Source organism: Leptotrichia sp. oral taxon 879 str. F0557, assembly GCF_000469385.1.
In the GTDB taxonomy this organism is placed as follows: domain Bacteria; phylum Fusobacteriota; class Fusobacteriia; order Fusobacteriales; family Leptotrichiaceae; genus Leptotrichia; species Leptotrichia mesophila.
Genome location: NZ_KI271322.1, coordinates 23,609 through 33,911, shown reverse-complemented (window position 1 = coordinate 33,911; position 10,303 = coordinate 23,609). Strand labels below are relative to the sequence as shown.

At 29.7% G+C, this 10,303-nt stretch carries 16 protein-coding genes; all 16 read right to left on the bottom strand.

The window, feature by feature from the left end; all coding sequences use genetic code 11:
* Positions 1–66: 66 nt before the first annotated feature.
* Entirely contained in the window at positions 67–228 is a 162-nt protein-coding gene (locus HMPREF1552_RS12225) for a hypothetical protein (RefSeq protein WP_021744118.1), read from the bottom strand.
* A gap of 51 nt (positions 229–279) precedes the next feature.
* Positions 280–441, bottom strand: coding sequence for a hypothetical protein (locus HMPREF1552_RS12220; protein ID WP_155827499.1), 162 nt, complete (start codon positions 439–441; stop codon positions 280–282).
* A gap of 91 nt (positions 442–532) precedes the next feature.
* Entirely contained in the window at positions 533–694 is a 162-nt protein-coding gene (locus tag HMPREF1552_RS12215) for a hypothetical protein (RefSeq protein WP_021744116.1), read from the bottom strand.
* A 92-nt stretch (positions 695–786) separates the two neighbouring features.
* The gene (locus tag HMPREF1552_RS12210; protein ID WP_021744115.1) at positions 787–954 is read right to left on the bottom strand and encodes a hypothetical protein; all 168 of its coding nucleotides are present in this window, start codon (positions 952–954) and stop codon (positions 787–789) included.
* An 82-nt stretch (positions 955–1,036) separates the two neighbouring features.
* A complete protein-coding gene (locus tag HMPREF1552_RS12205; RefSeq protein ID WP_021744114.1) occupies positions 1,037–1,189 on the bottom strand; it encodes a hypothetical protein in 153 nt (50 codons plus the stop codon).
* 92 nt (positions 1,190–1,281) lie between these two features.
* Complete coding sequence (locus HMPREF1552_RS12200; protein ID WP_155827498.1) at positions 1,282–1,431, bottom strand: hypothetical protein; 150 nt, start codon at positions 1,429–1,431, stop codon at positions 1,282–1,284.
* 78 nt (positions 1,432–1,509) lie between these two features.
* Positions 1,510–1,659, bottom strand: coding sequence for a hypothetical protein (locus HMPREF1552_RS12195; protein ID WP_155827497.1), 150 nt, complete (start codon positions 1,657–1,659; stop codon positions 1,510–1,512).
* 41 nt (positions 1,660–1,700) lie between these two features.
* Positions 1,701–1,850 carry a hypothetical protein gene (locus HMPREF1552_RS12190; RefSeq protein ID WP_155827496.1) on the bottom strand — a complete coding sequence of 50 codons (150 nt, stop codon included), beginning with the start codon at positions 1,848–1,850 and terminating at the stop codon, positions 1,701–1,703.
* 59 nt (positions 1,851–1,909) lie between these two features.
* A complete protein-coding gene (locus HMPREF1552_RS12185) occupies positions 1,910–2,062 on the bottom strand; it encodes a hypothetical protein (protein WP_021744110.1) in 153 nt (50 codons plus the stop codon).
* 223 nt (positions 2,063–2,285) lie between these two features.
* Complete coding sequence (gene treC, locus HMPREF1552_RS05430) at positions 2,286–3,980, bottom strand: alpha,alpha-phosphotrehalase (RefSeq protein ID WP_021744109.1); 1,695 nt, start codon at positions 3,978–3,980, stop codon at positions 2,286–2,288.
* A gap of 190 nt (positions 3,981–4,170) precedes the next feature.
* Complete coding sequence (locus HMPREF1552_RS05425) at positions 4,171–4,998, bottom strand: ATP-binding protein (protein ID WP_021744108.1); 828 nt, start codon at positions 4,996–4,998, stop codon at positions 4,171–4,173.
* A gap of 96 nt (positions 4,999–5,094) precedes the next feature.
* Positions 5,095–5,709: a tetratricopeptide repeat protein gene (locus HMPREF1552_RS05420; protein ID WP_021744107.1), complete on the bottom strand. Its 615-nt coding sequence runs from the start codon at positions 5,707–5,709 to the stop codon at positions 5,095–5,097.
* A gap of 418 nt (positions 5,710–6,127) precedes the next feature.
* Positions 6,128–6,859, bottom strand: coding sequence for a tetratricopeptide repeat protein (locus HMPREF1552_RS05415; protein ID WP_039901245.1), 732 nt, complete (start codon positions 6,857–6,859; stop codon positions 6,128–6,130).
* A 162-nt stretch (positions 6,860–7,021) separates the two neighbouring features.
* On the bottom strand, positions 7,022–7,573 hold the full coding sequence (locus tag HMPREF1552_RS05410; protein WP_021744105.1) for a chromate transporter: 552 nt from the start codon (positions 7,571–7,573) through the stop codon (positions 7,022–7,024).
* Positions 7,570–8,109 (bottom strand): chromate transporter, encoded by a 540-nt coding sequence (locus HMPREF1552_RS05405; protein WP_021744104.1) that lies wholly within the window; start codon positions 8,107–8,109, stop codon positions 7,570–7,572. The genes HMPREF1552_RS05410 and HMPREF1552_RS05405 overlap by 4 nt, the downstream gene beginning before the upstream one ends.
* A 112-nt stretch (positions 8,110–8,221) precedes the next feature.
* Positions 8,222–9,574: a M18 family aminopeptidase gene (locus HMPREF1552_RS05400; RefSeq protein ID WP_021744103.1), complete on the bottom strand. Its 1,353-nt coding sequence runs from the start codon at positions 9,572–9,574 to the stop codon at positions 8,222–8,224.
* Positions 9,575–10,303: the final 729 nt, after the last annotated feature.

Below are 10,303 nucleotides of genomic sequence, written 5' to 3'. Positions count from 1 at the left end.
ATATAATTAATACTATTATTTTTTTCATGATTAAATCAGCTCCTTACACTATAATTGTTATAACTACTAATTTATATAACCACAATGCTGTACCTCTCCTTTGTAGTTATATCGGCATCTTCGCCCCCTCTCTCTAAGATCCTGCTGATATTCCTCCTCCATTCTAGCAAGCTCGGAACAGCTCATTATCATTGCAGTTAATGTAACTAATATTATTATTTTTTTCATACTTGATTATCTCCTTTATCACTTTTCTCTATGATTTATAAATTATGATTATCAGTTTATATAACCACAAACTTGAACTTCTCCTTTGTAGTTATATCGGCATCTTCGCCCCCTCTCTCTAAGATCCTGCTGATATCCCTCCTCCATTCTAGCAAGCTCAGAACAGCTCATTATCATTGCAGTTAATATAACTAATATTATTATTTTTTTCATATAATTCATCTCCTTTATCATCATTTTGAAATCAATTAATTCTTTCTAAAAAATCTGTATTTCCTATGTTTTATAAAATACTAAACTATCTCTATTTTATATAATTACACCCCTGTAATTCTCCCTTATAATTATACATGCATTCTCGTCCCCTCTCTCTAAGATCCTGTTGATATTCCTCCTCCATTCTAGCAAGCTCGGAACAGCTCATTATCATTGCAGTTAATGTAACTAATATTATTATTTTTTTCATTCAATTCATCTCCATTGTTAGTATTTGAATCTAATTAACTCTTTATCCAAAAAATTTTCATTTTCTATATTTTTTGAAATGCTAAATTATTTCTATTTTATATAACGACAAACTCCTATTGGATTACCTCTTTCATTATATAAGCATTCAACTCCTCTTTCCCTCATTTCCTGATCAACTTCTCTCATCATTTGCCTATCTGCTTCAGTACAGCTCACTACACTTACTAGCAATATAATTAATGTTATTTTTTTTTTCATTCAATTCATCTCCTTTTTATATTTTAAACTCAATTAATTTTATTATTTAAAAAATCTCTGTTTTTAAAATACTAAATTATTTCTATTTTATATAATTGCAACCCTGTATCTCTCCCTTGTAATTGTATCTGCATTCAACTCCTCTTTCTCTTTCAGTTCTTTCAGCACCCTCAAAATATGAACAATTTACAACTAATACTGACACTAGTACAATCAATATCATTATTCTTTTCATATATATCATCTCCTTTTTTATTATCTCAAGCCCAATTAACCTTCTATCTAAAAAATCTGTTTTTCCATGTTTTATAGAATACTAAACTATTTCTATTTTATATAATTGCAACCCTGTAATTCTCCCTTATAAGTATACATACATTCCCAGCCTCGCTCTCTCCGTTCTTTTTCTGCTCCTTCAAAATATGAACAACTTATAACAGTTAGCATCAATATAATTAAAATCACTAAGTTTTTCATTTTTACCGTCTCCTTTTCCATTATTTCAAATCCGATTAACAAATCTATACTTACTGTGTACAAAATACTAAATCATTTCTATTTTATATAATTGCAACCCTGTAATTCTCCTTTATAAGTATGCATACACTCATATCCTCTTTCTTTCATCGTTCTTTCTGCTCCTTCAAAATATGAGCAACTTATAACAGTTAGCATTAATATAATTAAAATCGCTAAGTTTTTCATTTCATTATCTCCTTTTTATTATACTACATAATTTAAGACTATTAGTTTATAAATCCACAGACTTGAACTTCTCCCTTACCATTATATAGGCATTCCCAGCCTCTTTCTCTTAATTGTCTTTCTCCACTTTCCACATAAGAACAACTTATAGCAGTTAATATCAAAATAACTAAAATTACTAAGTTTTTCATTCTTGCCATCTCCTTTATTATGTTTTTTAATCCAATTAATTTTTCATATATGAACTTTTTTAATTTATATAACCACAATGCTGCATTTCTCCTTTATAGTTGTACCGGCATTCCCAGCCTCGCTCTCTTCGCTCTTTTTCCGCTCCTTCAAAATAAGAACAATTTACAACCAGTACTGATACTAGTGACATCAACACTATTAACTTTTTCATACAACTCATCTCCTTCTATATGACTAAAATTATCAATTCATATAACGACAATTTTCAACTCCCCCTCTTCTATTGTATCTGCACTCAACTCTTCTTTCATTCATTTCTTCCCTTGCCGCATCAAGATAGGAACAGCTTGCAACTGTCATTACCGATATAATTAATATTATTATTCTTTTTATATATCATCAACCCCTTTTTTCATTTTCCTTACAAAATTCAGCTACTTTTTGAAAATAATCGACTCATAAGGCTTCAAAATAATTTTTTCACCTTTAATTTCAGGATTAGTTTCATAATTTGATAATAAAATCTGAGCATTTTCTAAGCCTTTAATCCCATTTTTTTCCAATTCGAATTCCACTTCTGGTTCATAAAAGTTACTGATTACAACTAATTCCTCATTTTCTCCAACACGTTTATAAGCATAAACACTTTTATTTTCCAAATCAATGTCTTCATATCTTCCTGTTATCATTAATTCTTCATTTCGTCTTAAATCAATTAATTTTTTGTAATGATAGAATACTGAATTTTTATCTTTTAAAGCCGCTTCAGCATTGATTTTCTTATAATTTTCAGGCACTCCAATCCACGGAGTTCCAGTTGTAAATCCTGCATTGTCAGAATCATTCCATTGAACAGGCGTTCTAGAATTATCTCTTGATTTCTGCATTAAAATTTCAATAGCTTCTTCTTCAGAACATCCTTTATTGAGTAAAATTTTGTAATTATTGGTTGATTCAACATCACGATATTTACTAATATCATCAAAATATGGATTTGTCATTCCAAATTCTTCTCCCTGATAAATATAAGGCGTCCCTTGCAGTCCATGAAGAACTGTGGCAAGCATTTTAGCCGACTCCCTATGATATTCCTTATCATTTCCAAATCTTGACAATGCCCTTGGCTGATCGTGGTTATTCCAGAAAGTCGCATTCCAGCCATTTCCTTCATACATTCCAATTTGCCATTTAGAGAATATCCTTTTTAACTCCACAAAATCAAATGGTGCTTTTGCCCATTTTTCTCCATTTGGATAATCTACTTTCAAATGATGAAATGAAAATGCCATTGATAATTCCTTTTCATCAGGATTTGAATATCTGATACAGTTATCAAGGCTTGTAGAAGACATTTCTCCAACCGTAATAAGCTCTCCTCCTCCAAAGGCTTCTTTATTCATTTCCTTCAAAAATTCGTGAATTCTAGGTCCGTCTGTATAAAATCTTCTTCCATCAGGTACAAATCTTGTATCACTTCCGTCATCATTTAAAAATCTCTGATCCTTTGATATAAGATTTATAACATCCAGCCTAAATCCATCCACGCCTTTATTCAGCCAGAATTTTATCATTTCATATACCTTTTTTCTTACATTTTCATTTTCCCAGTTTAAATCAGCTTGCGTAACATCAAACAAGTGAAGGTAATACTGTCCTCTTTTTTCTGAATATTGCCAGGCATTTCCTCCAAATTTTGATTGCCAGTTTGTAGGCTCTTTTCCGTCAACTGCATCTTTCCATATGTAAAAATCCTTATATTCAGAGTCCCCTGCTTCAGACTTTTTAAACCATTCATTTTCAGTAGAAGAGTGATTTACAACAATATCCATAAGTATTTTTAAATCTCTTTTATGTGCTTCCATCAGCATTTCCTCAAAATCTTCCATTGTCCCGTAATTAGGATCAATGTCATAATAATCACTTATATCATATCCATTGTCATTTTGTGGAGATTTATACATTGGAGTAATCCAGATTACTTCCACTCCAAGTTCCTTCAGATAATCAAGTTTCTCGATAATTCCCCTTATATCCCCTTCTCCGCTTCCAGTCGTATCATTAAAACTTTTTGGATAAATTTGGTAAACTACAGACTTATGCCACCATTTTTGATTAAAATTTTTTTTCACAAAATCAGCTCCTAACTTTTTATTTCTTTCATTATTTCTTTTTAATTATACCTTATTATCCTCGTATGTACAATCAGATTCTCTACTTCTCCCTAAAAAAAAAGAGCAGTCTATGACTACTCAAACATTTACCACCACAATGGTATAAAATTTTATTTCACTACTATATAAAGCTATTAATTATCTTTATTTATTCTGCTTCCTTTCCGCCTGTATATCCAAAAACATAATCCAGATTTATATTTTTCATTGAATTAAACACACTTTGCTTTACTCCTGGATTTTTTTCTTCAAGTTCGGCTAATAAATTTTTTACTTCCCTACGTTTACTTGAAGTTTTTCCAGCTTCGATTGTACATCCACAGTTCATTGCACGAATTCCGTTTGTTTTTGTGTAATCAATTATGTCAGCTTCCTTTACATAGATTAATGGACGAATTAGTTCTAATTTTCCAGAAGTTGATGGAACTTTTGGAGTCATTGTCTTCATTGTTCCTGCATAAAGCATGTTTATAAGAGTTGTTTCAATTACATCATCAAAATGATGCCCAAGCGTCAATTTATTAAATCCAAGTTCTTCGACTTGCGTGTACAAAATTCCACGTCGCATTTTAGCACATAAAAAGCACGGATAGTCCTTTGCCTTTTCATTTGCAATTTCCCAAATATTCGTATTAATAATCTCACAGTCAATATTTAACTTATCCAAATTATTTTTAAAATTATCCAAATCAGAATTTCTGAAACCAGGATTTAAGCTAACTGCCTTAAATTCAAAATTTTTCCGTTTATCTTTCTTCAATTCCTGAAACAGTTTTACTAAAAGCAGGCTATCCTTTCCACCAGATACACCAATCGCAATCTTGTCCCCATCCTGTATCATATCAAAATCACTAATTGCCTTCAAAAATTTTGCCCATATGCTCTTTTTATAGGTTGTCATTATACTTTTTTCAATTTCTTCCACATCCTTCATCGGACAATCTGGAAGAATAGCCTCACATACTAAATTTACCACTTTTTCTCTCCTTTAACATCATTTAAAAAATAATAGAAAGTTATCATACGACAACTTTCTAAAACTATATTTTATTTAAAAATATTCAGTTTAATTTTAAACAATTCCTAAATTTACTCCTGAAAAATTTATTTTTTTATCTTCATCTTCTGAATTTTTACATTTATTTTCGATGTAGTTTATTTTTTCAATAAGCCCTTCATCCCTTGAATCAATTCTAAAGGCCGCCCTGTATTCTTCAAGCGCCTTTTGGTGCCGTCCCATATGTTCATATTTTCTAGCAAAATCAATATGTGCAATATACATATCAAAATCAAGGAATATAGCAAGTTCATAACAGTCAACTGCTTCTGAGATTTTACCTTTTCTTGAATAAATATTTCCCAAAAGGAACAATATAAACGGTTCGTCTTCTGTGCTTACATCAAGTGCCTTATTAAAGTTTTCTTCAGCTTTGTCAAGTTCTTCATTTTCATAGTACAAATAACCTAAAAATGCTCTTGTTTCTATTTCTTCAGGCTTTAATTTTACCAATTTTTCATAAATATCAATTGCTTTATCATTTTCTTTTAGTGCGTGATAGATGGAAGCTAATGTTTTTAATACTTCCACATCATCAGGATTTTCTTTTATTTTTTCCAAATTTTCCTTGAGAAGCTGCTCATTATTTTCATTATATCTTATTTCTCTAAAAATCAATGTTTCTAACATTATTTCCTACTGCTACGTTTCTTTTTTTATTAAACATTTTTTACCTTTTAATAAAAAAGACTACATATAATTAGCGTAGCGTCTCCTTTCTATTTTCATTAATTTTTATTTTTATAAAATTCTAAAAATTATATAAAGTTTAAGTAAAAAAGTATAGTCTGAAATAAAGTTCTCTTAATTTTACATTTAATCTAAATATTATATTTATAGTTTACATAAAATTTAAATTTATAAAATTAAGAATTAAATTTCTGAAATTATAGAATTTATATTTAATTAAAATAAAAATTATATAGTTATATGAATATATTTTAATTTCTTAACTTATTTTATCATAAATAACAATTTTAGTAAATAACATTATTCACAAAATTTTTATAACTTGTTAAAATAAAAAATTAAATGAAAATTCTAAAGACTATTTTAATTTTGCTATTTTATCTTGAGCTTCCTGACTTCCAGACTTTACAGCTTTTTCATACCATTCTTTAGCTTCCTTTATATTTTTTTCTACACCTTTTCCAGCCGCATATAAATCTCCAAGTGCTTCGTACATTGGAGCTGTAATTTTATCTATTCTTCCATCTGTTTTTTTGTAAAGTTCTATTGATCTTGCATAATCTCCTACTTTTTCATGAATTTTACCGAGATTGTATCGTGACGTCAAGTCTCCGCTGCTATCTCCAATTTCATAGTAAAATGCGGCATCATCAAGGCTTTTTTTTACACCAAGTCCTTTTTCAGACATTATCCCTAAATATCTTGGTCCTTTTGTATCTCCGCCATCTGTCGCCTTTGAAAATGAATCAAAAGCCTTTTTATAGTCTTTTTCTACACCAAGTCCATCAAGATAAAGAATTCCAATGTTAGTCATTGCACGGTAGCTTCCTTTTTCAGCAGCTTTTTTACTCCACTCCATAGATTTTTTGTAATCTACTTTTACTCCATTTCCGTGAAGATACATATCTCCAAGTTCAGTCTGTGCCGACACATCTCCTTTTTCAGCTTTTTTCGTTAATTCCTTAAGTTTACCATTCTGTATATTTTCAATCTTCGGCTTACTTTGAGAATTTTGCGTCTTTTTATCTTTTTTACCACAGCTAAATACCAAAATCAGTATTAATACTGCAATAGTATATTTTTTTTTCATAATTTCCCTCTTTTCTTTCATATCCTTTTCTTTTATTAAAAATCAACATTTATTCATTTTATGTTTTAATAATTATAAAATATTCCCATATTTTTTCATTACAAAATTTATTTTTAAAATTTTTCAGCTTACTAATTTTGACTTTTAAGAAAATAATTGTATTTAGTAAATTATTATTCCTGCAATTGCTGCAATTACTGTGAGCAATATTGGATTTACTTTCCATTTTAGCACAAGTGTCACAGAAACAATGAATATTACCACACTTTTCCAATCTATAAAATTATTTTTATCAATTAACATTATAGCTGCTGCTAAAATCAGCCCTACAACGACAATTTTTAAGCCTGCAAACGCATTATCCATATATTTATTATCCTGAAACTTCAAATAAAATTTACTAAAAAATGACATTACAATAACTGATGGAAGAATCAGTCCTATTGTTGCAACTGTCCCCATTATAAACGCATCCCAAAATCCCACTTTATTTCCAATCAAATATCCAACATAAGTTGCGGCATTTAATGAAATTGGTCCCGGTGTTACTTGTGAAATTGCCACAATATCTGTAAATTGCTGTACATTTACCCATTTATGTAAATCTACAACATCTGCCTGAATAAGCGGTAAAACTGCATATCCACCACCAAAACTGAACAATCCTATTTTAAAAAATACAAAAAATAATACCAATAATATCGCTAAATTCATTTATTTTTCCTCCAAATCATCCAAAGATTTCCTAAAAATGCACCTAAAATAATCATAATAATAGGCGGAAATTTAAAAAATGCTACCATTACTGCAACTAAAATTACAATCCATAACGTTTTTCTATTAATTTTAGCCGATTTCCCAATTGTATAGACACTTGCTGCAATTAATGCAACCACCATTGGTCTTATCGCCTTAAATGCCTTTATTACATATATATTATCTTGTATATTGCTAAACAGTGACGCTATAAGAAGAATAATTATAAAAGATGGCAATGTTGCTGCTATAATCGTAACTATTACACCAAGCATCTTTTTCATTTTATATCCTACAAAAACCGATATATTTACTGCCAATGCACCTGGTGAAGACTGAGCAAGTGCCAAAAGCTTTACAAACTCCTCTTCTTCAATCCATTTCTTTTTATTAACAATTTCAGCTTGAATAAGTGGAACCATAGCATATCCTCCACCAAGAGTAAATGCTCCTATCTTAAAAAAAATCCAGAATAATTCTAAATATATTTTCATTCCATTACCTTTCCAGTTTTTATTTTATTCTTCATTCTATCACAGATACTGTAAAAAAACAACATCAAAAAAGATAGCCAATGCATGACTATCTCTTTAAAAATAATATTTTCTATCCTTTTGAAAAAAACTCTTTCGCTAATTCCTTCAAATAAAATACATCAAAAATTCCACATAATTCACGTACCGAATGCATTGCAAACATTGGAACTCCCAAATCTACTCCGTCTATATCCAGATGTGTTGAAGAAAGAGGTCCAATTGTACTTCCTCCAAGTTCATTTGATTCATTTACAAAAGGCTGAATCCGTATATCCGTTCCTTCAATAAGCTGTCTGATTACAGCAATTGAATATCCATCAGATGTATATTTTTGTTTTGCACTAATTTTTATTGAAACACCCTCGTTTATTCTTCCACGGTTTGTAGGGTCTGTTTTGCCTAAATGTGCAGGATGTGCCGCATGTGCCGCATCAGCTGATAAAATATATGAACTTTCCAGCATCTGTAAAAACTCGCTTCTATCAAGTCCTAACGACAATGAAATTCTTTCGAGCGTATTCAAAAGATAATTAGAATCAGCTCCCTGCTTTGTGGCACTTCCTATCTCTTCATTATCAAAAGCTACAAAAATATTAATCCTGTCCTTATTTTCTTCAGATTCCACAAGTCCAATCAGCCCTGTATAAACAGAAGCAAGATTGTCAATTTTTGGTGAAGATATAAATTCCTCATTTGCACCTAAAAGACACCCTTTTTCCGTTGCATACAAATACAAGTCAAAATCAATTATATCTTCCTTTTTTATTCCTGTTTTTTCTAAAATAATTCTTTCAAGATAGCCTTCCTTCTCAAAATTATGATTAATAAGTGAAATTACAGGCAAGACATCATTCTGTTTATCAATTTTTACTCCATTATTTACTTCTCTATTCTGATGAATCGCAAGATTTGGTATTGTCAAAAGCGGTTCATCTATCTTAATTTTTACAGTTTTTGGAAAAAATGGATTTTCACCTTTCACAATAACACGTCCGGCAATAGAGAGCGGCCTATCGAACCACGTACTCAAAATAGGCCCTCCATAAACTTCCGTATTTAATCTCACTATATTTTCTGTCACCATTTCAGGGTTAGGTTTTATCCTAAAACAAGGAGAATCGGTATGTGCCCCAAAAATCTTAAACCCTTTTCTCGCATCAAAATTTTTACCAACTGTAAAAGCAATTATTGTAGAACTGGATTTTTTGAAAAAATACTTTCCTCCTTTTTTTAACTCCCATTTTTCACGAGGCATAATTCTCTCAAATCCATTTTCATCCAAAATATCTGAACAATTCTTTACAACATGATAACTGCTCGGACTTTCATCAATAAATTCAATAACTTCCCTTGCAAAACTTTTTACTTCCATTTCGATAAAATTTTTCTGTATCTCTTCTAATTCTTTTGTTGTGTGTATCATCTTTATTCATTCCTCTCAACTTTTAGTTTTGATTATTTATTATTTAAAATTTCCCTATTAAATATTGTACCCTATAATTTTTAATATTCAAAAAAATTTTTTATATTTTTTTGTAAAATTGTAAAAAATATTCAAACTATTTCAAATCTATCTTCAGGTATTCAAATTAAAGATTCTTTTTATGATCCTGCATTTCCATTTATTAATTTTTTATTCTAAGGTATTCTAATTAATAATTGTTTTTTCTTATTTTATTTATATAAGTTACTCTAAGCAGGGAGATCAAACGCCATCTCCCAGCACCCACACTTTTTTCTTATAAGAAAAAAAGAAAACTCGCTTTTGAACAAAGATTTATTTATTTTTAATAAGTAATGTAATTTGAAAGGTTTCCAAAAGCTCACTTTCACAATAAAAAGTTAGAATAATTCAAATAATTAGTATTTGATATAAAAATTATAGTGAAAGAAACACATTCGTGTTTAGTTCTTTTTCTCTTAACGAAATTTTGCTTATTTAATATTTTCTAAATTTAAGAATTTAAATATAATAATCTTTATAATTTAATACAGAATGTCGTGATTTTTTTGGAATGAAAACGACTAAACACATTTATGTATTTCTTTCGCCAGAAGCTTTATAACAAATGTATTTTATAGAGTAGTTCTAATCTTTATTTGCGAAAGTGGGTGTTAGCGAGTTTCGTTTTCGTAGTAATCAAGGTTTATT

What these genes read in the sequence shown, in the direction of transcription:
- HMPREF1552_RS12225 (WP_021744118.1), bottom strand. Translation starts at nt 228, where the DNA reads ATGAAAAAAATAATAATATTAGTTACATTAACTGCAATGATAATGAGC.
- HMPREF1552_RS12220 (WP_155827499.1), bottom strand. Translation starts at nt 441, where the DNA reads ATGAAAAAAATAATAATATTAGTTATATTAACTGCAATGATAATGAGC.
- HMPREF1552_RS12215 (WP_021744116.1), bottom strand. Translation starts at nt 694, where the DNA reads ATGAAAAAAATAATAATATTAGTTACATTAACTGCAATGATAATGAGC.
- HMPREF1552_RS12210 (WP_021744115.1), bottom strand. Translation starts at nt 954, where the DNA reads ATGAAAAAAAAAATAACATTAATTATATTGCTAGTAAGTGTAGTGAGC.
- HMPREF1552_RS12205 (WP_021744114.1), bottom strand. Translation starts at nt 1,189, where the DNA reads ATGAAAAGAATAATGATATTGATTGTACTAGTGTCAGTATTAGTTGTA.
- HMPREF1552_RS12200 (WP_155827498.1), bottom strand. Translation starts at nt 1,431, where the DNA reads ATGAAAAACTTAGTGATTTTAATTATATTGATGCTAACTGTTATAAGT.
- HMPREF1552_RS12195 (WP_155827497.1), bottom strand. Translation starts at nt 1,659, where the DNA reads ATGAAAAACTTAGCGATTTTAATTATATTAATGCTAACTGTTATAAGT.
- HMPREF1552_RS12190 (WP_155827496.1), bottom strand. Translation starts at nt 1,850, where the DNA reads ATGAAAAACTTAGTAATTTTAGTTATTTTGATATTAACTGCTATAAGT.
- HMPREF1552_RS12185 (WP_021744110.1), bottom strand. Translation starts at nt 2,062, where the DNA reads ATGAAAAAGTTAATAGTGTTGATGTCACTAGTATCAGTACTGGTTGTA.
- HMPREF1552_RS05420 (WP_021744107.1), bottom strand. Translation starts at nt 5,709, where the DNA reads ATGTTAGAAACATTGATTTTTAGAGAAATAAGATATAATGAAAATAAT.
- HMPREF1552_RS05415 (WP_039901245.1), bottom strand. Translation starts at nt 6,859, where the DNA reads ATGAAAAAAAAATATACTATTGCAGTATTAATACTGATTTTGGTATTT.
- HMPREF1552_RS05410 (WP_021744105.1), bottom strand. Translation starts at nt 7,573, where the DNA reads ATGAATTTAGCGATATTATTGGTATTATTTTTTGTATTTTTTAAAATA.
- HMPREF1552_RS05405 (WP_021744104.1), bottom strand. Translation starts at nt 8,109, where the DNA reads ATGAAAATATATTTAGAATTATTCTGGATTTTTTTTAAGATAGGAGCA.
- HMPREF1552_RS05400 (WP_021744103.1), bottom strand. Translation starts at nt 9,574, where the DNA reads ATGATACACACAACAAAAGAATTAGAAGAGATACAGAAAAATTTTATC.